This window comes from Paenibacillus tepidiphilus, from assembly GCF_008635795.1.
In the GTDB taxonomy this organism is placed as follows: Bacteria; Bacillota; Bacilli; order Paenibacillales; family Paenibacillaceae; genus Paenibacillus_AQ; species Paenibacillus_AQ tepidiphilus.
Window position 1 is genome coordinate 107,549 of sequence record NZ_VWRQ01000002.1, and the last position, 26,122, is coordinate 133,670.

Here is a 26,122-nt window from a genome sequence, read left to right on the forward strand (position 1 = left end):
GGTCGCTACCGTTCCTACAGCTTCCCCCTCTTATCTAATTGGAAAATCGCCACCTAATTTCGCCTGTACGGAGATTTCTGCCAGTCTAGTTGGAAAATCGCCACTTAATATGGCCGAAAATCAATGATTTCGCCAATATCAACCGAATGAAGTGGCGATAATCGAATTAGATGGCTGAAATCCCCAAAAAAGGCCAAATTAGTGTGCGAAAATCGATCTAATTGCATTGGACTATAATGGCATTGGACTGTATTTGCATCGGACTGTATTTGCATCGGACTGTATTTGCATCGGACTATATTTACAATGGACTATATTTGCAATGGAGTATAAGGACACGCGCGCAAATAGCCGCCAGGGCTCTCCCCGGCGGCTATCCTTTGCTCATTTATAGATTATTTGGCGGTAAGCGCCGCCTGCTGCTGCTCGTAAATTTCGTAGAAGTCGCTCCAGATCAGGACATTGTCCTTCTCCTTGCTCCACCATTCCTTGTACCACTCTACGATCTCCGCACCGCCGCCGGTTTCCCACTGCTTCTGTGCATCGCTCGCTGCCTGCTCCATCGAATATTTGCTGCCGCTGATAATGGCTCTGGTATAAATATCATGGACAGCGGCTGTGACATTGCTGAACTTCACCTGCAGCTCCTTCGGCAGCTGCGGCATATGCTCGGAGTGGGTCAAGCCTTCGCCCACCGGCAGGTCGGTCATATACGTATCGACCGCTTCCCGGAACAGGCGCAAAGCTTCCTTCTGGGCCGGAATCGCTTCATCGAACTGCGTTTCCGCGTATCCGTATTGGCCTTCCTCCAGACGGCTGTACACCATGGCGAAATCGCTGGCCCAGCTTACTTCATTCTTGTATTTCTCCTGGTCCAGAATGACCGGCTTGCCGTCCGCCTCTAAGTTATAATGCTCGCCTTCGATGCCGTAGCGGAAGGTGCGTCCGGTGTCCGGCTTGACCAGGAAATCAATATATTCCATGATGGCTTCCGGATTCTTGGCCCGGGCGTTCACGACTGCGGTCATTTGGACCGGATTGTTCCAGACGGTCGTGAATTGTCCGGCGGACGTCTTGGGAAGAGGCATGATTTTCAGCTTGGAATCCGGCACATTCTTCATCAGCGTGTCCAGCTCACGGGAAGCGAAGCCCATATAATCGTTGGTCATAAAGGCATAGATGCCGATCTTGCCGTTCAGGAAGTCCTGCTTCGATTTGGAGCCGTCTTTGTCGCTCAGGAAGTCTTTGTCTACGACCCCTGCTTCGTACAGCGCCCGTTTGAACTCGGCCTCAGCCTTCAGGCGTTCGGGACCCACCTGAATTTCACCGTTCTCATCCAGATTGACCCAGTTGGCGTTGAAGATATACCGGAACAGCCCGGCATTGTCGCCGAATTCAAAGCCGCCGATCCCGTAGGTATCGTCCACGCCGTTGCCGTCCGGGTCCTGCTCGGTGAAAGCCTTGGCCACGGCCAGGAATTCCTCCTCCGTGGTCGGAACCTCAAGTCCCAGCTTCTGCAGCCAGTCCTCGCGGATGAACACGCTCACCAGCGGATATACCTCGTTCATCCGGCCGAATTCGTACAGCTTGCCGTCCGATTTGATCCCGGCCTGCTTCAGCTGGGGATATTTCTCCAGCAGCGCCTTGTACTCCACACTGTGCTGCTCAATGAGATCATCCAGCGGCATCAGCTGCTTCTGGTCAAACATCTGGTTGCGGATACTGGTGCCGAACTCGAAGATCACGTCGGGTGCGCTGCCCGAAGCCAGGAGTACATTCAGCTTGGACTGTGACTCCCAGCGCGGTATGGCTACGAATTTCACATTGGCCGGACCGTTCTCGTTGATCCATTTGGTCCACATATTGTCTTCAATCGTCCCCATCCCGTTCGGAACCGAGCCCCGGTCATAGATGGTCGAAGAGATGCTGCCCCGTTCCTTGGCTTCTGTATTGCCCGCATTGCCTGCGTTTCCTGCAGCCGGCTCTTTGTCACCCGAACATCCCGCCAGCAAGCCGGCCCCTAAGCCGGCCATTAACATTAACTTAGGCAGTTTATTGAATAAACTCATGATGAAACCCCGCTTTCTTGTAGTATAAATATGGAGAACGTCCGGCCCGTTAACCCTTGATCGAACCGAGCATAACACCCTTTACGAAATACTTTTGCAGCAGCGGATACACCGCCAGGATCGGAACAATCATCACAATGACGGCGGCGGAACGTATCCCTTCCGGTGTCATCGTGGCCAGCATGGTCGGGTCTGCGAAGTCCTGAATCATGGAAGTCGATTTGATCATATTCTGCACCAGCACGGTCATATTGTATTTGGCGGTATCGTTGATATAAATCATGACGCTCATGAAGGAGTTCCAATAACCGACTCCGTAAAATAGGGCTAGCGTGGACAGCATGGGCTTGGACAGCGGCAGAACAATCCGCAGCAGAATTCCCGTCTCCCCGCAGCCGTCAATCTTGGCCGCTTCGTCCACCTCGCTGGGCAGCTGCTCAAAGGCGGATCGCATCAGCAGCATATTGTAGGTGCTGACCAGACCAGGCAGCCATAAGGCGGCGTAACTGTTCACAAGTCCAAGATTCTGCACCACCAGGTAGGTCGGAATCAGCCCTCCGTTAAAGATCATTGTGAACACCATCATCAGCGTGAAGAAACGGCGGCTGTAAAACTGCCTTCTGGATAAGGGATAAGCCGCCATCACCGTAACCAGCATGCTTAATGCCGTCCCGATTAGAGTAATCTGCACGCTGTTCCAGAAGGAGCGCATGATCGGAGTTCCTGTAAATAAGCTTTCGAAGGATGACAGGCTCAGCTCCACCGGCCACAGCGTGACCTTCCCGCTGGCCACCGCATCCGCCCCGCTCAGTGATAAAGCAATTACGTTCAGGAGCGGTGTAATGCAGCTTAGCGCAATTATTGTCAATAATACATAGTTCATCAGATAGAAAAGCTTCTCACTTCTGCTGTCCCGCATCGGGTATCCTCCTTACCAAAGACCTTGATCAAATTTGCGCGCAATCGTGTTGGCTGTGAACACCAGGATAAACGCTACCAATGATTCGAATAATCCCATTGCCGTGGTCAGACTGAACTGTGCACCCTGCAGACCGATCCGGTATATGTAGGTGCTGATGACATCGGCAATCTCGTTCACATTGGCATTCTGGAGCATGAACACCTGGTCAAAGCCAACCTCCATCACCCGGCCCATCGACAGAATAAGCAGCAGGATAATGGTGGGACGGATGCCGGGGAGGGTAATATGCCAGATCTGCTTCAGCTTGCCTGCCCCATCCATTCCCGCCGCTTCATACAAGCTGGGATCGATGGCGGACAGAGCGGCCAGGAAGATGATCGCATTAAAGCCCATATCCTTCCAGATGCCCGATCCGACAAATATGCTGATCCAGGACAGCTTCTCGTACATAAAAGGATAAGCTTCACCGGTAAGCTGCTCCACAATCCGGTTGACCAGTCCGTTCTCCATGGCAAACGCCGTGCTTACCAGCATGGCAATAATGACCCACGACAAGAAATGCGGCATATACACAATAGTCTGGACCGTCCGTTTAAAGGCCATATTGCGCACTTCATTGAGCATGATCGCCAGTATAATCGGAATCGGAAAGCCGACGGCCAGACTCAGCAGGCTGAGCATCAGGGTGTTGCGGATAATTTCCAGAGTCCGGGGGTCCTGAAACAGAACCTCAAAGTAATGAAAGCCGACCCAGGGGCTGTTAAATACCCCGTCGTAAAAGTTGTAATCCTTAAAGGCAATGACCAGCCCGCCAATAGGAGCGTACCGGAAAATCAGGTAAAACAGGATGACCGGCGTGAACATCAGCAGCAGGGGAATGTTTGTTTTGAAGCGTTTCCATTTCGGCCCGCTGAATCTCCCCTTTACTTCAGGGCCGTTCGGCTGTGCAGCCGCGGCTGCATTTGTAATCTCCATCACGTACTCCTCTCCCATCGTGCTCTCTTTGTTTATTGGTTATACATTGATTGTACCGGGCGCGCTTGGCCGGAACATTTAAAATCCTACGATGTTTTTTTGATATTCTACACACTAAAGAGCCGCCCGGCGTGCAAGGCCGGGCGGCTCCAGGAAGCGGATATGGATATGGTTCAACCTTCCGGTATCAGCAGTCTTGTCTCTACTCCTGCCGGTCCAGAGCCCGCTTCCGGAACTCGCGCGGCGATTCTCCAGTCATCTGCTTGAAGACAACCGTGAAATAGCTGGAATTATCGAAGCCGACCTCTCCGGCAATCTCCGTCATCCGCAGGCGGCTGCGCTGCAGCAGCAGCTTGGCTTCCTCGATCCGCAGTTGGGCGACGTAATTGGTAAGGCCGGTGCCGGTCTCTTTTTTGAACAAATTACTGAGATAGTTGGGCGTAACATGCACGTGCGCAGCTACGGTCTGCAGCGAACAGTCCTCCTGGTAATGGCTGTCAATGTATTGCTTCGCCTGGAGCACGGCATTGTCCTGTCCCCGGTTCAGCCAGTCAGCGAAAATGCCCGTAAACTCTTTGCATTTATCTCTGGCCCAGGACACCAGCTCCTGCACCGTCCGAAACTTGAGGATACGGGAGGGATTCAGCTCCTCGCTCGCCATAGCCGCTTTGATATGCTTGAAATCAGTCAGCAGAATACTGGAAAACACAGTGATCAGGGTATAGATTCTTGTTTTGCAGGCCTGAAGTCCGGCCACAGCCGCCTCATTCACATAGTCCTCCAGCCTGCGCTCCGCCGCCGGCAAATCACTGGTGACAAGCAGCGCCAGCAGCTCCTCCTTAAGCAGGGCGAAGCCGTCTACGGTTGCCACATCCGCCACTCTGCCGTTTCCTTCTCCTGAATGAATTCCGAATTGCTTCGCGAGATCGGCAAACTGCTGCACCACACCCAGCTCCAGCCAGCTTGTCTTTAGCTCAATGAAGCGGCGTAATGCCTCCTGCACGTCTGTACGGTAGGTCTCAGCCATGGAGCGGGGCTTCAGCAGAAATGCAAAGGCATCCTTACGCAACGGAAAATATAGCCCTTCAACAGGATATCGCTGCAGCAGCTCCTGCAAAATATTCGTTACCGCGTAATGGAGAAGGTCGATATCGCCCGGAGTGTATTGTTTGCCCGGCAGCTCATAGCCGTGAACCTGCAGGATACAGAAATCAGCTTCCTGCCATTGCCGTTCCCAGCTCTCCCGGAGGGTCCGTTCGCAGGGCAGCCCGAATAACGCAGCCCGGAACAGCCCGGTCTGCTCTTCCTGCCTGGCGAACCTTGATTTCAGCTGTTTCAGCCTCAGCTCCTCATAGGCCTTACGGAAGACGCGGTAAGCTTCATCCAGCGAGAAGGGCTTCAGCAGAAATTCCACCGCCCCGTAGCGCAGCGCACGCCGGGCATACTCGAAATCCCGGTAGCCGGTCAGAATGATCACCTTGATGTCCGGATGATAGCGGGACAGCCATTCCATGAACTGCAGCCCGTCCATCACCGGCATATTGATATCGGTGATGATCAGGTCCGGCTTGTACAGCTCTACCGCCTGCATGGCCTCCTCCCCGTCAGAGGCTTCACCGACCACCTCCCAGCCAAGCTGGTTGCCGGTAATTAATTGCACCAGGCCCTCACGGAACCAGTTTCATCGTCTACGACAAGCAATTTTCCAATCAATTCTCTTCACTCTCCTGCAGCCGGTAAGGCAATGTCAACCGCACCAGCGTTCCTTCGCCGGGCACCGACTCAAATTCAACTCCGTACGGAGCGCCGTAGGCGAGCTCGATCCGCCGGATAACGCTTCCCGTTCCTATACGCTTCCGTTTATCGTGAACCTGCTCTTGCGGCGGGTGCAGAATACGGTCAACCGTTTCCGGGGGCATTCCGCTGCCGTTATCGCTGATCTCCAGTACAAGCATCGGCTCGGCGCCTTCTCCGCCAGCCTGAGCACGGCCGGTAATCAGCAGACGGCGGCCGGTCTTCAGGTTGCGGAAGGCATGAACGAACGCATTCTCGACAATCGGCTGCAGCAGCAGCCGGAACATGCGGCAATCCATCAGCTCTTCCGGAACCGCAATTTCGGCGGTGAGCGAATCCGGAGACCGTTCCTTCTGGATGTCCAGATAGTTGTTGATTTGCCGGAGCTCATCCCGCAGCGTCGTCATTTGCTGAACCGGCTCCAGGGTATATTGCAGCATCTCCGAGAGACTGTTAATCAGGCGGGCGGACCGCTCATCTCCGAGCCTGTAGAATTTCCAGAAGAACATGCCCAGCGTATTATACAGAAAATGCGGGTTCAGCTGAGCCTGAATCGCCTTTAACTCAGCCTCCTTCTCATTAATCCTCCGTTCATAAATTTCATAAATCAAATTCTCGATATGGGCGGTCATATTGTTGAAGCTCTCACCCAAATACCCCAGCTCATCCCGGCTGCGGATTTCAATCCGGGTATCGAACCTGCCCTCCCGTACATGCCGCATGCCCCGCACCAGACTGCCCATCGGACGGAGCAGCATGCGGCTGATCACTGTAATAATGATGCAGAGGCTGACCAGACTGGCCAGGGCCGAAGCTACCGCCACCTGCAGAATCACCCGGCTGCCGTTCTGAATTTGCGCCAGCGATACCCGGCTCACCAGCGTAAAGCCGACCTTCTCCGAGGCTTGTCTCGTATACATGTAGGAGACGCCATGTTCCTTGCGCACCATGTTCCCCTCCGCCGGCATATCGGTCAGCAGCGGCACCTCCGGGGTGTCTGAACCATTCAAGGAATAGACCAGCTTTCCTTCCCCGTCGAATAAATACGCTTCGGTATCCTCATGAATGCGCAGGTCCTTCATATGGGATTCAAACAACGAATTGTTGAACAGGATCAGCATGATCCCGTAGGTGTCCAGCTCTATCGTACGCATCAGCCGGCCGGCCAGCACCACGTTGGCATTGGCGGTATTCGCCGGCAGGAAATCGCTTTCAATAGCGCGGCTCCATACGTACTCTCCGCCGGTCAGCGCAAGCCTTGACATCATATCGTCCATAAATGCGTCTGTAAAATTATTGAACCGGCCTGAGAACGAACCCAGGTTCAGAATATTCCCCTTCAGGTCATAAATACGGATTCCCATAATTTCCGGCGCATCCAGCCGGACTTGATAGATCTCCTTGTCGAGCATCTGTTCAAGCTTCATCCGTTCATAGGAGCCGGACCCTTCACTCTGCTCCATGACCGCCTGGCTGACCGACGGATTCAAGGTGATATAATCGGTGACCCGGTACATATCATTGACTCTGGAATCCAGCTGGGCCAGAATTTGCTCCGTGGTCATATAATACTGGCGGCTGATCTCTTCGTTGAACAGCGACAAATGGATGCGGTACGTAATGATGCCCGTAATGCTGGAAATCAGAATATTGGCAGCCGATAGGGCAATAATCAGCTTCGTGCTGAATTTGAAGGTTCTCCCGAACGCCTGCCGCCTGTTGTTCGCCATTGCTCCTCCTTCGGCTCAATCCACTCTATGGTCTTCTACAATCCATTCCGACATGATTTATCTATACATTCTATGGTTTATCAACTGAAAGTCAATATTCGTCTGCGGCAAAAGCGCCGGAAATATTTCCGGCGCCTCCTATTGAGCTCTTCTATTACCTTACTTGATAGCGTTGTATAACATCTGAGCTGCTTGCGCCCGGGTAGCATCGGCCTTAGGGTCCAGACGGTTGCTGTCTCCCGCGATGAGGCCTGCCTCCACCAATGATTTCAGCGCCTCTTTGGCATAACCGGATACAGCGGCTGCATCGACAAAGCTGTCATAGCTCTTTCCGTTTATACCACCAGGCAGTTCGCCCAGGTGCTTCAGGGCGTTGTAGAACATAACGGACATATCCTGGCGGCTGATGACTGCCTCCGGCTTAAATTGATTGTCTCCTGTACCGGATACCAATCCCAATTTGCGCGCGGTGCCCACATAGCCGGAGTAATACCTGTTCCCGGCATCTGCGAAATTGCCGGTGATGGCGGCATCCGCTTCGATTCCATAAGCTTTCATGATCATCATCAGGAAATCAGCCCGCGTTACCTTGTTCTCCGGTGCAAAGGCGTTTCCTCCTACACCGTTCACAATCTCTCTTGCCGCCAGATAACCAACCGCCCCGTTAGACCAATGCCCGGAGCCGACATCAGAGAAGTTCACTTCGTTGTATCCTGCCGCATAGCGGGAAAGATGGGTGGTCTGAAGGTTTACCGTTCCTGCGGAAGCATCATAACCTCCCCGGACGGCCTTCAGGCTGCCGGTCTGGTCGATATAGTAGGCGACAATGGCATTCACCTGTTGACCCGGCTTAGGAACATACGGCAGGCTGATCTTGATTGTCCCCCCGTTAAATTCGGTCATTTCAGCGGTGCCTGATGTAACCGAAACGTCAACTACAGGCCCGTCCCCGATTCTGCTCCGGACCGTCTCCGGGAAGCCGGAGCCGGCAAGCTTCGTGATGCTGATCTCGCTATCCGCTGCCGCACGGTTCATGGCAGCTACCGATTGATGATCAAAGGTGACGGAGACAATGCCTGTGTTCACCCTTAAATCCGCTAATGTGCCATCTGTCAGCAGCTTGAGCGCTTCCTTCGGAACAGACAAATGGATAGCCTGTGCATTGGCTGCGGCCTCCAGCTTGAGTTCAATGGCCGTCTGCTGCCCGGCCGCTTCGGAGGCTTTAGCCTTCAGCAGCAATCCGCTGTTGACAGCCGTGTCCAGCTTGGCCGTGGATATACCTGTTCCAGCAGCTGTTGTTGCCTTGACCGGCACGCTGTAGACCGCAGTGTTACCGGTAACAGTAACGACAGGCTCTCCCGCCGGAGTACTGCTGCCTCCGGTTGCGTTACCGGAAGAAGGATTTCCTGTCTCCCCGCTGGATGGCGGCACCTGCGTTTCTGGCTGTGGCTGTGGCTGTGGCTCTGGTTCTGGTTGTGGCTGCGGCTGCGGCTGTGGCTCTGGCTGTGGCTCTGGTTCTGGCTGCGGCTCTGGCTGCGTGCCCGGCTCTTCACCGGTCTTCACCAGCACGAAGTCGTCATAAGAGCCCCAGTTCTTGGCTTTGGCGTCCAGTGACACCCCTATCTTCAGCGTCCCGTCAGTAACCTTAATCTGTTCAATGGTTGCCTGATTCCACACATTCCAGCCCTTATTCGTGAAGCTGGCCGTTAATGGCGTCTGATCGCCGGCAGCGGCGAACAGCTGATTCTTCACTTCATCTCCGGCGCCCTGCGACCAGGCCGTCAGCGTGTAGGTTCCACTCTCCAGGCCGGTAAGCTCCTGATAAGCCTCAAAGGTATAGGCCGTCTCCTTCCAGAATCCAAGCGATCTGCTTCCGGTGTAGGCGGAGCCCTCCGTCAATGCCGTTGCGTCAGGAAGGGTCCAGCCTTCCGGAGTACCGTCTTCCTTGACATTCTCAAAGCTTGAGTTGATGACAGGATTCGAATCCACTGTGAAGTGAATCGTATACGTTCTTGTCCCGTCACCCGTTACAACCACCTTGGCAACGCCAGGCAATGCGGTCGCCTGGGAAATCTCGGCGGTTCCTCCGGTCTCGGTTGTCGCCGCTATTAACGGCAGCGTATCCGTACCATAAGGCAGAACTACGTGATAGTCCTGAATCTTGGCATCGAAGCCGGGAACCGTTACGCCATCGACCGTCAAATCTTTCAGTTGGGTATTGTCTATTTTCTTCAGCTCGAAGTGGTCAAGGTTGCCCCACTCCCCGTCCCCCAGTTTATAACGTGCGCCTATCGTCAGTGTTCCATCTGTGACTTCTATATCATGGATCGCCGGATTACTCCACTCTCTCCAGCCGGTATTGGTGAAGCTCTGCGCTGCATCGCCGGCGAAGATCTCCGAGACTTCTTCACCGCCGCCGCCCGAAACCCAGGCCGACAACGAATAAGCTCCGCTTTCCAGTCCCGTGATGGTCTGGGAAACCGTGAATTCGGCAGGAGACGGACTGTAATAGTGCAGTGCCGACGAGCCGGAGTACATGTCATTTTCGATCGTGACTGCGCTTTCATCTCCTGTAAGGGTCCATGAATTCAACCCGTCCTCAAACCCGGGGTTCTGGACCAGATTGCTGCTTGGGATAACAGTGACTTCGCTCGCGGCCGTAAATCCGCCATCATAGGTAACCGCCGTTACCGTTGCACTACCCGCAGAGATCCCGGAAATGGTGCCCTTGTACAGGTCCACTTTGACCACATCCGGATTGGAGCTTGTAAATTTTACTCCCTTGTAGGTTGCATTCGAAGGAGTGAAGACAGCGTTCAATTGGTCATTCCCGCCTACTTCAATCGTAGTCTGAGCCTTATCCAGCGTTACCGATTCCACCGGATAGCGGTTGATTTGGGCTGCACCGTCAATGAATGCATCCATTGCAATCGTCGGTGAACCGTCTCTGTTCCATGCGGATAACGGGTAGTCGAACAAGATCCCCGTAGGTTCCCAGTAGAATATACCGGTTCCCTTGTTGTTTGGAACATTATGCAAATTCTCTTGCACGGCTACAAGCATGTTGTATACGCTGTCGACATCCTCGGAGACGTTCCCTCCGACTTCAACAATCATAACTTCCTTGCCGTATTTTTGCTCAAGATTATTCATATTCTCGCTTAATTCATTAATTGAAGTTGTAAATATTGCGTCAGGATAATAAGACAACCCGATGATATCGTAATCGCTGTCCTGAAGACCGGCAGCTACCAGGCCGGCATAGAAGGGATCAACTCCTGTGTCGGCTCCGTTTGCTCTATGGATAATGACCTTGATATCGGGAAATACCGATTTGGCTGCACTGGATCCTGCCTGAAGCAACTGGACCAGATTGGAAATATTGCTGTAGCTCCCCAGCGGATGCAGCATACCGTTATTGATTTCATTTCCGATCTGCACCCACTCCGGAGTAACGCCAGCTGCTTTAAGCTCATTCATGACCTCGGAGGTATATTCCGATACATGGACCTTGAGCTGCTCCAGATCAGCGTCCGTCCATGCGGCAGGTGTGATCTGCTTTCCCGGGTCCGCCCAGCTGTCGCTGTAGTGGAAATCAATCATCACCCTGAATCCGAGAGCGCTTACACGTGAAGCCAAAGCAACAACTTCTTCCGTACTGTTATGTCCGTTGGACGGATCATCCGACGGATTAACCCAGGCTCTGATCCGGATCGAGTCGATTCCATGATCCTTAAGGATCTGCAATAAATCCTGTTCTTGTCCGTTGTCATTGTAAAATTTATATCCCAGCGCCTCCAGCTGCGGCAGCCAGCTGATATCCGCTCCTTTGGCGAACGATCCGGGAACGGCGGATGCTGCCGCCTGTGCCGGTGCAAGGGCGGATACCGTGGACAGTAGCATTGCCATGAATAGAATAAGGGCCAGAACTCTTTTCCTGCTTTTCACATTAGGACCTCCCCGAGGAATGTTGTAAACACTGGAGCCACTTACCTGCTTGTATAGTAAAGGCTGCTCCAAAGCTATACTTTGGAGCAGCCCGGAAGCATGACTCTATTGCTGCTGAGCCGCCAGGAAGGCGTCAACCTGGGACTGCATTTCGGCTTGAACCTTGTCGATGCCGGCCGATTTCAGCTGCTTGATCAGATCGGCCTGGCCTTTCTCCAGATCATCAATCAGACCGTATTCCAGCGGAATGGCATAACGCAGCATCACGTTGCCGATATTGGCCACTTCGTTCTTCACATTCGCCGTATCAAAGACGAAGGTTTCCAGCGGGAAGTGGTACACATTGGCCTGCCAGTCGTTGAACATGTCGTCGGCTTCCTTCGGATACGCTGCATCCTGACGGTTCAGCGGGGAGTTCCAGCCCCAGTTCGAGAACCCGGTGTAGTTGGCAGCTGCAGGACCGGCAGTGTACTTGTCGTCACCCTCCGGATTGTAGTGGGTTCCGGCAATGCCATACATGGTCAGGTCGTGAATTTCCTTGTCGTTCTGCAGCAGGTCAATCAGCATCAGCGCACGCTCCGGATTTTTGGAGGTGGCATGGATGGACATACCGTTCTGGGTTGCAATAGCGGCGATCTTCTTCTTGTCCGGAGTAAGATCGGCAATGCCAAGCTCTACTTCCGGCTTATCGCGGCGCATTTCGGCCAGGTTGGCGGCTACCGTCCCCAGATTGTGTGCATAGGACGATACCTTTCCGGCTTTGATATCCTGCCATACATCATTTTTGTTGCTGACTACGTTTTTGGACCAGGCTCCGTTATCGGCCAAATCCTTGTAGTATTTCAGCAGCTCGGTGAATTCAGGCGTGTCATAGATGTTGAAGATTTGGCCCGAAGCATCATCCAGCTTGTAGGCCAGCGGCAGCAGGTTGGCGTCTACCAGGTTGAAATTGTTGTTCTGCTCCAGCAGAGTCTGGTCCAGTTCATGGAATTTCCAGCCGTCGGCTGGCTTTGCTCCGAAGGCATTGATTCCGGTTTCTTCCTTAGCAACCGTTTTCAAGTAATCGGCATAAGTTTCAGGACTGTTGATTTCCGGCAGATTGTACTTCTTGCGCAGATCCTCACGGTACAGTACAACCTTATCGGTTACCTCAACGTTATTGTTTGGAACCATAAAGATCTTGCCGTCCACCTTGGCCTGATCCCAGTTTACCTTAGGCATGTTCTCCCAGGTTTGCGGCATATACTTGGACAGCATATCCTCGGTCAATTCCAGGAAGCCGCCTTTCAGAGCCTGGTCATTATAGAACGCCCAGTTCGCAGTATACACCAGGTCGAAATCCTCATTGGCGGCAAATTTCAGCGGATACTTCTGTGTCCAGTCCGCCCAGTCCAGGAATTCCGTCTCTACAGTAGCGTTGATCTTCTCTTTCAGGATGGTGTTCAGCTCGCCGAATACCTTGTCGTAGTCGCCGGGCTGGCCGCCGACCAGGATCATCTTGAGCTTCACTTCCTTGGACGTATCCGGGGCGCCGGAGTTGGCGGCTGCCCCTTCTGTAGCGTTGGCCGGTGCGTTCGTCGCTTCCGAGCCGGTATTGGCGGCATTGTTACCGCCGCCGCAGGCGCTGAGAATGGAGCCTAACGCCATCATCGTTGCCAGTGTAATGGAGAGTTTCTTTTTCTTAGTCATCATGACCTGTATTCCCCCTGTTGTTGAATGATTGGTTTGAAAAAATATATTGATAACCGGGTTGCCCCGGAATTATCCCTTGACAGCACCGATGGTGAGGCCTTGCACGAAATACTTCTGGATGAACGGATAAGCGAACAGGATCGGCCCTGTAGCGACAATCGTCATCGCCATCTTGAGGCTTTCGGTCGGCAGATCGGAATTTACGACCGCCCCGGAGGCCATCATCGCTTTGCGCATACCATCCATGTTGCCCAACATTTTGTACAGATAATACTGGAGCGGCATAAGCTCCGACTTCGAAATATAGAGCAGCGCGTTATACCAGTCATTCCAGTAAGCCAGGGCAATGAACAATCCGATGGTAGCCAGTGCCGGCTTGGACAACGGGATAATCAGCTGCAGGAAGATGCGGAAGTCGCCAGCCCCGTCGATCTTGGCGGATTCCGTGATCGCATCGGGGATACTGCTCATGAACGACTTCATGACGATGATATAGAACACGTTCAGGAGCATCGGCAGAATCAGCACCAGCAGCGTATCCTTAAGGTGCAGGAAGTTAATGATCAGCAGATACGAAGGCACTAGTCCGCCGCTGAACAAGGTGGTGAAGAAGAAGTAGAACGAGAAGCGGCCGCGCCATTCGAAATCTCTCCGGGACAGCACATACGCCGTCATCGAGGTCAGAAACAATCCAAGCGCCGTGCCGACAACAGTAACCGTAATCGTTACGCCATAAGCTCTTAGCATATCAGCAGGATACTTGAACAGCAAGCTGTACGCTTCTGTAGAGAAAGTAGACGGGATCAGTTGGAACCCCTTCTCTATAATCGAGCTTTCTTCGCTTAGTGAAGCCGAAATCACCAGCAAGAAAGGAATAATACAGAAGATGGCTAGCAGGGTAAGGGTGATATATCCGACAAGGGATAGCACCAGTTGATCTAAATTGGTACGCTTGCGCGCTTTTGTTGCAGGAATCTTTGCCGTAGTTGAACTCACTTGAGCTACCTCCTTTTTCTAGAACAGGGCGCGGTCTTTATCGTATTTGCGTACGGCATAGTTCGCGAGCATGATCGTCGCAAAGCCCAGCAGGGACTGATAGAAGCCGGCCGCAGCAGACATTCCGATTTCATTGGAAGTGGTCAGCGAGCGGAATACGAATGTGTCGATAACATCGGTGGACGAGAACAGCAGGCCGTTGTTGCCGACCATGTTGTAGAACATCCCGAAGTCGCCGCGGAAGATATTGCCGATGGCCAGCAGGACCAGAATGATTACGGTAGGAATCAGGTTCGGAATCGTAATCTTCATAATGCGCTGGAAGATGTTCGCACCGTCAATTTGGGCCGCTTCATACATTTCGGTATCAATGCTGGTGATGGCCGCAAGGTACATAATCGTTCCGTAGCCCAGCGCCTTCCATGCAGACACAATGACGAGAATAAACGGCCAGTAGGAGGCAGTATTGTAGATGTCCACCGGCTGCATGCCGAGTCCCTTCAGCAGCACATTCAGTGTGCCGACATCGAAGTTGAACAGGTTGTAGGCAATAGCCCCGACCACAACCCAGGAAATAAAGTATGGCAGGAACAGTACGGTTTGTGTAATCTTCCGGAACCATTTTCCCGCAACTTCGAAGAGCAGGATACCGGCAAATATTTGCAGTACATTATTCACAATTATAAAAGCAATATTGTACAGCGCCGTGTTGCGCGTTACGCGCCAGGCATCTCCGGAATCAAAGAAGAATTTAAAGTTGTCCAGCCCGTTCCACGGACTGTGAAAAACACCGCCGCTATAGTTGTATTGTTTGAATGCCAGCACAATCCCCGCCATCGGTACATAGGCAAAGATCAGAAAAAACAGCACCGCCGGCGTCAGCATCAGAAGCAAGGTTCTATGTTTCTTGACCTTATACCAGAACCCGTATTTATTCTGCTTCATCTCGAATCCCCTTTCCTGTCCTCAATCTCTCTATGTAATTAGTATAAAGAGGCAGCAAGGCCTTGTGGATTGAGCTAGCCAACAAATCCTAATACTTTTCCAACGATACAATAAAAATAGCCCCACAAAGTGAGGCCTTTACATGGAAGCTGACTCAGGTACTTTGCGGGGACCCCGGAAACTCATAAATGCTTACTGGTTAAACAAACGTTGCCCGGGCCGCTCTCTTCGGCCCGGGCAACGTTCTGCTCGCTATACTTTATGCTTTTTGCGGTACTCACCCGGTGTCATTCCGGTCAATTGCTTGAATTGCCGGTTGAAATAGATCAGGTTCTTGTAGCCCATGCGTTCGGCAATCTCATAGACCATGAGGGTCGGATCCTTCAGAAGCTCCAGCACCCGGCTGATCTTGCGCTCCTTCACGAAGTCATTGAAGGGCAGGCCGTAATCTTCCTTGAACAGGAAGCCCAGATAATTGGGGGTGAAGCTGAAGTGGGCGGCTACTTCCTTCAGCGTAATCTTCTGCTCCAGGTTCTCCTCCACATATTTGGTCACTTCATCGATCAGCCTGCGCTTCTGCCGCTGCCGCTTGACATACAGCAGCTCCGACAGTTCAAAGAACCGGCGTCTCATCCAGGACAGAATGTCATGAATGGTCTCGAACTGGAACAGGATCTCCGGCTGATGGGATTCCCACTGCAGCAGCTCGTACAGATTCTCGTTCTGCTGCTGCAGATCGGCATGCAGCTTGGAGGTGATCCGGATGATCAGCTCATAGACATCCTTCTTGCCGGCATGCATGAACAGCTCCAGCAGCCGGTCGTCGATGGCCACCAGATCGTATTGGATAATGGCCTCCAGCAGCTGGTCTACCGTCTGCTCCATATGGGCGCCTGGCGTCCCGCGCGGCACCGGCTCCAGATTATCGCGGATCAGGCGGTTCTTGCCGAGCAGCCATTTCGCGCTGAGTGCGGCCAGTGCCTGCTGATACGATTCATGCAGGCCCGCTTCGGTCTGGGCGTAGCGGCCCACGCCTACGGTCACAGTGAACAGCGAGGATTCTGCCGCCTTGCGGACCAGCTCTCCCAGCAGGTTCAGGAAGCTGTCCTCCGGGAGGCTGCCCAGAATGACGAATCGGTGCAGCGGGGCCGCAATCAGGGTCCCGATCTGGGCCTCCTCCACCATGGATTTCATCCATCCGGCCATTTGCCGCGTCTTCGCGCGGGCCTCCTCCTCGGACAAATCCCTGAGCTTCCATTCCAGATCATCAATCTCTACAATCGCTGCGGCCGTTCCCTTGAGCAGCAGCGGAAGCAGGGCATTGTGCAAATGCGGCTCGGCAGGCTCCGGTTCCAGCTCCTCGAACCAGCGCAGGATCAGCTCCTTATGGATCAGCGACAGCGCTTCGTTGAAGGAGCGGCTCTGCTCCCGCTCCTGTTCGATGGAGAGGCACAAGGACTTCAGCATATCGTACAGGTCCTTGGCTTTGACGGGCTTCAGCAAATAGCCGGAAGCGTTGATCTCGATGGCTTCCTTGGCATAGCTGAAGTCCTCGTGGCCGCTGATGAAGACAATCTTCGTCTTCGGATCAATCTCTTTGGCCCGGCGCGCGAATTCCGTGCCGGTCATAATGGGCATGCGGATGTCGGACAGGATGACGTCCACATGCTCTTTTTCCATAATCTTCAGGGCGTTGAACCCGTTATTGGCTGTCCCCACGACTTCTATATCCAGCTCGCTGGCCAGCACTCTGCGCCGCAGCCACTCTAAATCCACAGCCTCATCGTCAACCAGCATGATATTGATGCTCATTCCATCACTTCCTCCTGTGCCTGTAAAAAGCTGCTGCCCGGTAATCTATAAGAGGAACTGCTCGTCTGTCTCCTGGCTCTCCTTAAGACCGGCGGGAAGCAGCAGACGAACCGTGGTGCCCGCCCCGTAGATGCTGGCAATGGTCACGCCGTACGGCTCCCCGTATCTCAGTCTGATCCGTTCGTGCACGTTCTTAACCCCAAAGCCCCCGGTAGGTGACGGACCCTGCAGCATCCGCTCGACATCCTCCGGTCGCATGCCGATGCCGTTGTCAATAATCTTGAGCTCAATCGCGTCGCCGATTCTGCGGCCGGTCAGCCGGATTCCGATGGATTCGTCGAACCAGGCATGCTTGAAGATATTCTCCACAAAAGGCTGCAGCACCAGCTTAATCACCTGCATATGCCGGATATCCTCATCCACATCGACATACAGGGTGAAGGCCCCCGCATATTTGACACGCTGGATGTCCAGGTAGGTCCCCACCTGCTCCAGCTCCTTCTCCAGCTCAATGTACACATTGCCCTGGTTCAGCGTCAGCCGGTAGAATTGCGATAATCCTTCCACCATCTCTGTGACCTTGCTGATCTCCCCGAGGTTGGCCAGACTGCTGATGGTAGAGAGCGTATTATAGAGAAAATGCGGGTTGATCTGTGCCTGCAGGGCCTCCAGCTCCGCCTGCTTCTTCTGGATCTCCTGCACGTAAACCCTGTTGATCAGCTCCTGAATATTGGTCGCCATGTCATTGAACGAATCGGCAATCTGCACAAACTCGTCATTTCCGGAGAAGTGAATCCGCTTCTGCAAATTCCCTTCCTGGAAGGAACGGATTAGCCCGACGATCCGGTTCATCTTGCGCCCGGAAATACGCGCGACGACGAAGCCGATCAGGGTCATGACCAGGAAGCCGATCGTGCAGGCTACAATAATTACATTGCGCAGCCGGACAGCATCGCGGGTCAGATATTCCTGCGGAACCATCGCTTCAATGACGAAGTCACTGGCCGGGATCGGCTCATACAGGGTGAGAAACTGGTCGCGCTCAGCATCGGAATCGGCCGGCCCGCGCTGGAACAGGATGGACGCCTCCGTCTTCTCTACCAGCCTCAGGGTGATCCCTTCCTCTACAGGGAATGTATCAAAGCCGCCGAACAGATCCTCCAGGGATACCGTTATCCGGACAAAGCCGATCAGCGTCTTGTTGTCGCTGAAGTTGACCAGTTTGCGGACATGGGAGAGATTGTCGAGCTTCCGGTCTGTATCCACCTGCAGCCAGATATTATCCTGCCGGTTCCCTTCAAGCGACTGGTACCACCCGCTGTTCGTTATCTCCTGCAGGGGCAGAATATAATAATCGCTGTCATAGATCGGTTCATTCAGGTTATCGCCGGATATAATCGTCAGGTCGCTGTTCGGCGTGTAGAGCATGAACCGGATATCGTTGCCGAACAGCTGCAGCGGCGCCGTAATTTGCGGAACAATATCATCAATCATCGCCAGATAAATCTCGAACGGCGTCCCCTTCTGCTCCAGCGCCCGCTGAAACTGCGGGCTGCCGAACAGATTATCCGACATCCGCTGGATTTCGTCCATCTGATAGCGGATATTGCTTCGGGCCTGCTCCATCCCGGTGCGGATATTGGACTCCGCCATCTCTGTTCTGGAGTTCGTCAGCATGGTAATCGAGATATAACCGATGACCACGTCGGTCAGGAGCACCAGCAGCAGGTAGGGGATCATCATTTTGTACGTGAAAGGCATGTACTTCTTCAATTTGGGCATCATCTCGGCGAAACATCCTCTTGTGTAGATTATCAAGTCTATACTATTATCGTTCCGCCGGCCCGAAATAAAAAGCCCAAGAAGAAATTAACTAATTCTTCAGGGTGGCCTGAATGACGGTTTCCGCCGCCAAAAGCCCTGCCGATACAGCCTTCAATTGCACCGGGCCCGCAGCGGATGAGGTCTGAATCAGAGCCAGGCACCAGCCGTTAAAAGCACGCCGCAGCGTAGACTTGTCCGCTTCATGGCTGCTTGGATTTCCGTTGCCGACGCCGAGCAGTGTCCCTGCTCCCGCCACCTCAAAGTGAATCTCGTTGTCTGCCGTAGGGACAACAACACCCTGCTCATCCAGAATGGCTACGCGCACAGGAATCGTATCCGAGCCGTCCGCCCATCCTTCCTGCCGGTCAGGGAATAAGGCAATCCGGTAAGGCTGACCGGCAGTAACCACAGTCTTCTCGGCAACCGTAAGGCTGCCGCGTCTGCCGACGGCTTTTAACTCTCCCGGCTCATAGATGACCTCCCACGACAAATACCCGGTCTTCTCCACCTGCCGTTCTCCCAGACTTCTCCCGTTAAGACTCAGCTCTACGATATCGGTATTGGCGAATACGCGTACCTCAATCGGCATACCCTCCGAGCCGGGCCAGTTCCAGTGCGGCAGCACATGGACCACCGGCTCCTCCTGCCATACCGCCTTCATATAATAATAGCTGTCCTTCGGGAAGCCGCAGGTATCCATTAGCCCGAAGTGCGAGTTGATGCATGGCCACAGATACGGCGTCGGCTCTCCCCGGTAATCGAACCCGGTCCACATGAAGACACCGGTCAGGAAGCGGTTGTTCACGAGATCGCTCCACGCCTGCTGGGGCGTGCAGCCCCAGGATGGGATATTCGTGCCGTATTCGGAGCAGTACCCTTTCACCGGATCATCTTCATAGATGCCCCGGGTGGCCGTATAACTGGCGCATTCGCTGCCGATCATCAGCCGCTCCGGGTGCCGGGCATGATCGCGGAGGTCAAGATGATCCCGGTGCCCGTAATTGTACCCCGTAATATCTACCGAGTCGTTGTAGCCGTTCTCGTACCAGCCATGGTTCAGGGCTGCGCAGGTCGGACGGGTCGGATCGATCCGGCGCGTCGTATCCGCAAGCGTCTTGAGGATGCGGGCACCCGTCACCGTGCCTTCCAGCACTTCCTCATTCTCCATGCTCCAGATGATCACACAGGGATGGTTGCGGTCCCGGTAGAGCATCCGCTCCAGCTGGCTAAGCCCGTTCGGACTGCTGTCCAGCTTGCGGTTCTCGTCCATCACCAGCATCCCGATCCGGTCGCAAATATCGAGCAGCTCCGGGGTAGGCGGATGATGCGCACTGCGGTAGGCGTTCGAGCCCATCTCCTTCAGCAGCCGCAGCTTGTATTCAATCAGGCTGTCCGGCAGCGCCACGCCGACCCCGGCGAAGTCCTGGTGGTTGCACGTCCCTTTGATCAGCAGAGGCTCATCGTTCAGGAAGAACCCTTCCTCGGCATCGAAGCGGATGCTGCGAATGCCGAATACCGTCTCATAGCGGTCCAGCTCCTTCCCATCACAGATCACCGCCGATTCCGCCTTATACAGATAAGGCGAGTCCGGGCTCCAGAGCTTGGGCTGCTCCACCCGGAAGCTCTGCTCCAGCTCCGTCTCGGCATGCCACTGTGCCCGGGCATCCACCGAACCGGCACTGATCTGCACGCCGGAGCCATCATATATCACCGTCCGGAGCGTTAACGGAAGGTCCTCCGTATACCCGTTCTGGATGCGGGTGCGGATGCTGACCGTCGCCTGTTCCCTGGTCACTTCCGGCGTCGTTACATAGGTGCCGTGCTCAGCCACATGCAGCAGGTCCGTATTCTCCAGCCACACATGCCGGTAGATCCCGCAGCCCTCATACCACCAGCCTTCGCATTCCGTGGCATCGACCTTGACGAGAATGACATTAACGCCCTCATCCCCGTAGCGGAGCACATCCGACAGATCGTAGCTGAACCCGATATAGCCTCCATGATGCGAGCCGATCAGATGCCCGTTGACCCATACCGTGGAGGTGCCGGATACCCCGTCGAAGCGGATAAGCCATTTGCTCCCCGCAGCCTCTGCCGGAAGCGCAAAGGTTCTGCGGTAGAAGCCGATGCCGCCCGGCAAATATCCGTGGCTGCCGTCTCTGGCGCCGAGTAGTTCATCCTGAACATACTGCTGCTCCACACACCAGTCATGCGGCAGGCTGACGGGAGTCCATTCCAGCTTCTGCTCGCCCATCCCCCGGTCATGATACGCGATATCCAGCCATTCCCCGTCCCGGAGCACGCCGGCATCGGTAATACCGCCGGTCATTCCGGCCTTCACTGCATAGGGAATCCGCAGCTCCCCCTGATAAAAGCTCCAATCCTCATCAAATCTGCGCTTAATTCTTACCGTCCCGCTTCTCACGTCTGCAGCTGCCCCCTTGTTGAACTAGTAATCATATTGTAGAGCAGATTGGCATTTCACAGTTAGTACAATGAGAATAATTAATAGGACAAAATGAACTACATCGGATTTTCGTAATTATTCTGGATCAGTCGTGCAAATGCCTGGACTTAGCGATAGACATCCCCTATCCGCACCGTAGTCGAAGAATCGCCACTTCATTGCAGCTAGGAACACTCTAGAGAAACTGTCCTTCTTTATCGTTAGACGTAAAACTATTCCTGCTTTCGTGTAAGGTTATGTCTAGTGAATTGTGGTCGGTTTTTCATACACATTTTGCCTGTTGACCCTCGCGGCAGCGCATTGTGGTCGGTTTTTCATACACATTTTGCCTATTTGCCCTCGAGACAGCACATTGTGGTCGGTTTTTCATACACATTTTGCCCGTTTACCCTCGTGACAGCACATTGTGGTCGGTTTTTCATACACATTTTGCCCGTTTACCCTCGCGGCAGCACAATGGGGCAACAACCTTGAAATCTGTGAAAACGGCAAAGCCAGTTGCCCCGCAGTTTCACAATTCCATACACCAAGAATCCGGCACATTCCGTCCCGGATTTCTTCATACCCTTTACGTTTTTATTTCTTCCCCGCCAGAAATGCGCTGGTCTGCGCCTCAACCTCCGCTCTCACCTTGTCGATACCAGCGGATTGCAGCTTGTCATTCAGCGTATCGAAGGCTTTGCCGACATCCTTGACGGCTCCGATGGTGATCGGCAGATAGTACTGGGACGAGACATTCTTCAGGTTGGCGATTTCCGATTTCACCTTTTCCGAATTAAAGGAGAAGCCCAGATAGGTGACCGGAGCCAGCAAATCTTTAATCGAGTTGTTCAGCTCGATGTAGGAGTCGGTCCAGGAGATGTCGGGCTTGAAATAATCCTTATTGACGAACCAGAACCCGGCGGCATCGGCCGGATACGTATTCGTCTCGGGAGTAACGCCTTCAGGCAGGGTCAGCTTGCCGTCAGCCGTCACCGCATAGTGCTTGCCCTCGATACCGTAGTAAGTCAAATATACATAGGCTTCATCCTGCATAATCAGGTCGAGCGCCTCTAGCGCCCGCTCCGGATTCGGCGAGTTCGCAGCGATGGCTACACCGTTGTTCAGCCAGCTGCTGGTCGGAGCATGTCCGGTCGGGGAGAGCACCGGCATAACATAGGTTTCAATGCCTTTGTCGGTGCATGCGGCCAAGGCGGCTTGAATGTCGATGGTATTGCCGAAGGCAATGCCTGCTTTGCCCTCAACGAAATTATCCTTGGACCGGACCTTGTTAGAGTACGGATTCTTGTTTACATATCCGGCATCGTACCATTTCTTCATCGTTTCTGCCGCATATTTAAATGCGCTTTGTACAGGATCGTCGGTGATGCTCAGCACCTTACCTGCAGGATCTTCGTTGTCGGTGAACATACCGACGGCCAACGGATCGCCGGAGTCCATAGGCGCACCCGCATAAGCAAATTTCTCGCTGACAAGGGCTCCGAACGGAGTCGGCAGGTCATACTGGGAATCCAGGTTCAGCGGGATCATATCGGGATGATTCTGCTTGACCGCAGCCAGGTACGGCTCAAGCTCGGATATTTTCGTGGGATTAACCAGTCCGGCCTCATCCATAATATCCTTGCGGAGTACAATGACATTTACCTTGCGGTCAGGCGTGGTCGTCGGAATCATATACTGTTTGCCGTTGACCTGTGCCGCCTGGTAAGCGGCCGGGTCCTGGTTAGCATAGTATTTGGGCATATTCGTCTTAATCATGTCCTCGGTTAACTCCAGGAACGACCCCTTATTCGATTCCGACACATAAAAGTTCCAGTCCGCTGCAAAGACAAAATCGACATCCTGGCCGGAAGCCAGAATCAGCGGATATTTGGAAGCCACATCCCCCCAGCCGATGTAGTTGATTTCCAGCGTGGCATTGATGTCCTGCTTCAGCTTCTCGTTGACGGCCGCCATGACCTCCGGCATGCCCTTGGGCGCTTCACCGAGCAAATAGCCGACCAGCTTGACCTCCTTGGAATGATCGGGCTTGCCGCTCTCTTCCGCCGCAGCGGGTGTATTGGTGGCTGCCCCGCCGGGTGCATTCGTCGCTTCACTGCCGGAATTATTGTTTCCCCCGCAGGCTGTAAGCGCCATGGATAATAACAATACCCCGCTTAATAAGGAAAGACCCCTTCTTGTTAACCCCTTCATAGTACTGCCTCCTTTAATCTGGATAAGCATCTATATAAACTCCGGAGAAGCCGGAGCCTATATCAGCCCTTGACGGCGCCAATCGTAATGCCGCTGACGAAGTATTTCTGAACGAACGGGAAGATGAGCACAATCGGACCGGTGGCGATGACGGTCATCGCCAGCTTGAACGTCTCCTTCGGCATATCCAGATTGGTCACATGCTGGGACATGGCCGCCGACAGATTGATAGAGGACAGCATCTTGTACAGGAGGTACTGCAGCGGAATCAGATCATCCTTATTCGTAAACATCATGGCGGTCCACCAGTCATTCCAGTAGGCCAGCGCCGTGAAGACGCCGATGGAGGCCAGCGCAGGCTTCGTCAGCGGCAGCACCATTTTCATAAAGATCCGGAAGTCGCCTGCCCCGTCAATCTTGGCCGATTCAATCAGCGGCTCCGGTACCGATTCACGGATAAAGCTGCGGAGAATCAGGATGTACATTACATTGAACATCGGGGCCAGGATCAGCACGGCATAGGTGTCCGTCAGCTGCAGATTGCGGCTGAGCCAGATGTAATAGGGTGCGAGTCCGCCGTTAAACAGCGTCGTAAAGAACAGAAAGAAGGCTAACGCGTTTCGGTGCTTCAGATCCTTGCGGGAGAGGACATACGCGGCCATCATCGAAATAAACAGCGACAGTGTAGTCCCGATTACAGTGACAATAATGGAGACTTTATAGCCGTTCAGCAAATCCTCCGGGTAGCGGAAAATGTACGCGAAGGCATCAAACGAGAAGTCCCGCGGCCAGAACCAGTACCCTTCCTTCAGAATGGCGCTCTCCGAAGAGAAGGCCCCGGATACAAGCACGATGAACGGTAACACACAGATTAACGCGATGACAGCGACTAACGTATAGGCAATGGCCGTGTATAGCGGGGCTGAGTCCAGTTTTTGTTCGGCAGCTTTGCTGCTCATATGAATCACCTGCTTATTTTATAGAGTGTGGGGTTAGAATAAAGCCTGGTCCTTGTCGTATCTGCGCACCAGCCAGTTGGCACCCAGGATAATGATCAGCGTCAGCACGGATTGGTAGAATCCGACCGAGGAAGCCATTCCGAAATCGGCCGTGCCCATCAGCGAGCGGAACGCCAGCGTATCTATAATATCCGTCGCATCCATCAGCAGCCCGTTGTTGCCGATCAATTGGTAGAACATATCGAACTCGCCGCGCATGATCCGCCCCAGTCCGAGCAGCAGCAGAATAATCATGGTCGGCTTCAGCAGCGGCAGGGTGATTTTTGTGATTTTCTGAAATTTCGATGCCCCGTCGATGGTAGCTGCTTCGTATATTTCCTGATCAATGCCGACGATGGCCGCCAGATACAGCACACTGCCGTAGCCCACCCATTTCCACACGTAGAGGAACGGCAGCAGGAGATACCAGTACCAGGTCGTCGAGTAAATATCAAGCGCTTCCACATTGAAAAAGGCCAGCAGCCGGTTCACAATGCCATATTCATAGTTCAAGAAGTTGTAGACAAACGCCGATACAGTTACCCACGAAATAAAGTACGGCAGGAACATCAGGGTCTGGGACAGCTTCTTGAACCATTTCAGCCGGATTTCCGAGATGACGACAGCGGCCAGTATCGAGAACAACGTATAGCAGGTCAGGAAAGCGGCATTGTAGATAATGGTGTTGCGGGTGACCAGCCAGGCTTTGCCTGATTGAAAAAAGTAACTGAAATTATCGAAGCCCACCCACTCGCTGCCGAAGATTCCGCCTTTTACCGTGTAAGACTGAAAAGCCATCACGATGCCGGCCATCGGAATATAGGCAAAGATCACAAAATAAATCGCAATGGGAGCAAACATCAGATACAGCACCCAGTGGGCCCGTAAATCCGGCAGCCAGCCGGTCTTGATCCCGCTTCTCCTCCTTCCCGCCGATCCTCTTCTGGCCCCGGCTCTGGGCTGGGCGTTCATATTCACATTCATCACCTTCCAACTAGTTTCTGTTTGTCTCTCTCCACCGTTATTGTAAAAGAGCGCACCGGACGGCAGTACGCGTCAAACCTACGATAACCTTCGATAACTTAAGCTCGTGAATGAGTTATTATTGAATCCCCTGCAAAGCGGGGCCTCTGCATTGAATGTGGTTCAGGTACTTTGCGGGGAACCCGTAACCTATATAAAAAACGGCAGCCGGGTCATCTCCCGTCTGCCGCTTAGCCTTACTGTTTAGTTGCGTGTCAATGACCAGTCGTCTACACGCAGCCAGTTCCCCGCGTTGGCTACGCTGTATACGCCAATTTGTGCCGATCCGTTCGTCACCGCAATATTAGGGATCGTAATCTCCGTCCAGTTGCTCATTGAATAGTTGATGGCCGCATTCTTCTCGGTGCCTCCGTAATTCTTGACGAAGAGCTGGGCAACGGACTGTCCCCCGCCGCTCTTGACCCATGCCTTCAGCGTATACGTTCCATTGGGCAGCCCGGTCACATTCTGATACATGCTGGCGCTGTAAGCGGTGTCACTATACTGTGTCATGGCATACCGGCCTGTGCGTCCGGGTGAGATGTTGGAATTGGGATCAACGGAACGTTCTTCCAGTTGGACCAGCCGGTGAGTGTGCTGAGGGTGATCCGGTCCGCTTCATAGCTGGGATTCATGACATAGTTGTTCCCGGCGGCAACGCTCCACGTACCGGCAGCCGCGTCCAGGTTGAACTTGCTCAAGGAGTTAAATACCGGCTCCGTCCCATTGAACGA

17 protein-coding genes are annotated in these 26,122 nt (G+C 53.6%); all 17 read right to left on the reverse strand.

The genetic code is table 11. The features are described from left to right. Nucleotides 1-395: 395 nt before the first annotated feature. Nucleotides 396-2,069 carry an extracellular solute-binding protein gene (locus F1379_RS02680; RefSeq protein WP_150266067.1) on the reverse strand — a complete coding sequence of 558 codons (1,674 nt, stop codon included), beginning with the start codon at nucleotides 2,067-2,069 and terminating at the stop codon, nucleotides 396-398. A 49-nt stretch (nucleotides 2,070-2,118) separates the two neighbouring features. Further along, nucleotides 2,119-2,988: a carbohydrate ABC transporter permease gene (locus F1379_RS02685; RefSeq protein WP_150266069.1), complete on the reverse strand. Its 870-nt coding sequence runs from the start codon at nucleotides 2,986-2,988 to the stop codon at nucleotides 2,119-2,121. 12 nt (nucleotides 2,989-3,000) lie between these two features. Continuing rightward, complete coding sequence (locus F1379_RS02690) at nucleotides 3,001-3,966, reverse strand: ABC transporter permease (protein ID WP_150266656.1); 966 nt, start codon at nucleotides 3,964-3,966, stop codon at nucleotides 3,001-3,003. A gap of 202 nt (nucleotides 3,967-4,168) precedes the next feature. After that, complete coding sequence (locus tag F1379_RS02695) at nucleotides 4,169-5,629, reverse strand: response regulator transcription factor (RefSeq protein WP_275262114.1); 1,461 nt, start codon at nucleotides 5,627-5,629, stop codon at nucleotides 4,169-4,171. A gap of 46 nt (nucleotides 5,630-5,675) precedes the next feature. Further along, complete coding sequence (locus F1379_RS02700; RefSeq protein ID WP_150266073.1) at nucleotides 5,676-7,490, reverse strand: sensor histidine kinase; 1,815 nt, start codon at nucleotides 7,488-7,490, stop codon at nucleotides 5,676-5,678. 159 nt (nucleotides 7,491-7,649) lie between these two features. After that, nucleotides 7,650-11,438: a glycosyl hydrolase 53 family protein gene (locus tag F1379_RS02705; RefSeq protein WP_150266075.1), complete on the reverse strand. Its 3,789-nt coding sequence runs from the start codon at nucleotides 11,436-11,438 to the stop codon at nucleotides 7,650-7,652. A gap of 105 nt (nucleotides 11,439-11,543) precedes the next feature. Beyond that, nucleotides 11,544-13,130, reverse strand: a complete 1,587-nt coding sequence (locus F1379_RS02710) for a DUF3502 domain-containing protein (protein WP_150266077.1) — start codon at nucleotides 13,128-13,130, stop codon at nucleotides 11,544-11,546. A gap of 69 nt (nucleotides 13,131-13,199) precedes the next feature. Then, a complete protein-coding gene (locus F1379_RS02715; protein WP_150266657.1) occupies nucleotides 13,200-14,105 on the reverse strand; it encodes a carbohydrate ABC transporter permease in 906 nt (301 codons plus the stop codon). 39 nt (nucleotides 14,106-14,144) lie between these two features. Beyond that, a complete protein-coding gene (locus F1379_RS02720; protein ID WP_150266079.1) occupies nucleotides 14,145-15,071 on the reverse strand; it encodes an ABC transporter permease in 927 nt (308 codons plus the stop codon). A 252-nt stretch (nucleotides 15,072-15,323) separates the two neighbouring features. Continuing rightward, nucleotides 15,324-16,883, reverse strand: a complete 1,560-nt coding sequence (locus F1379_RS02725; protein ID WP_150266081.1) for a response regulator — start codon at nucleotides 16,881-16,883, stop codon at nucleotides 15,324-15,326. Nucleotides 16,884-16,928: 45 nt separating this feature from the next. After that, a complete protein-coding gene (locus F1379_RS02730; protein ID WP_150266083.1) occupies nucleotides 16,929-18,668 on the reverse strand; it encodes a sensor histidine kinase in 1,740 nt (579 codons plus the stop codon). A gap of 88 nt (nucleotides 18,669-18,756) precedes the next feature. Then, entirely contained in the window at nucleotides 18,757-21,132 is a 2,376-nt protein-coding gene (galA, locus tag F1379_RS02735; RefSeq protein ID WP_239004527.1) for a beta-galactosidase GalA, read from the reverse strand. A gap of 618 nt (nucleotides 21,133-21,750) precedes the next feature. After that, nucleotides 21,751-23,367 carry an extracellular solute-binding protein gene (locus F1379_RS02740; RefSeq protein ID WP_150266085.1) on the reverse strand — a complete coding sequence of 539 codons (1,617 nt, stop codon included), beginning with the start codon at nucleotides 23,365-23,367 and terminating at the stop codon, nucleotides 21,751-21,753. 62 nt (nucleotides 23,368-23,429) lie between these two features. Continuing rightward, complete coding sequence (locus F1379_RS02745) at nucleotides 23,430-24,326, reverse strand: carbohydrate ABC transporter permease (protein WP_150266087.1); 897 nt, start codon at nucleotides 24,324-24,326, stop codon at nucleotides 23,430-23,432. A gap of 33 nt (nucleotides 24,327-24,359) precedes the next feature. After that, nucleotides 24,360-25,226 carry an ABC transporter permease gene (locus F1379_RS02750; RefSeq protein ID WP_239004543.1) on the reverse strand — a complete coding sequence of 289 codons (867 nt, stop codon included), beginning with the start codon at nucleotides 25,224-25,226 and terminating at the stop codon, nucleotides 24,360-24,362. A gap of 366 nt (nucleotides 25,227-25,592) precedes the next feature. Continuing rightward, on the reverse strand, nucleotides 25,593-25,901 hold the full coding sequence (locus tag F1379_RS30185) for a hypothetical protein (protein WP_239004528.1): 309 nt from the start codon (nucleotides 25,899-25,901) through the stop codon (nucleotides 25,593-25,595). Next, entirely contained in the window at nucleotides 25,898-26,089 is a 192-nt protein-coding gene (locus F1379_RS30190) for a hypothetical protein (RefSeq protein ID WP_239004529.1), read from the reverse strand. Before F1379_RS30190 ends, F1379_RS30185 begins: the two co-directional genes overlap by 4 nt. Between the last annotated feature and the right edge of the window lie 33 nt (nucleotides 26,090-26,122).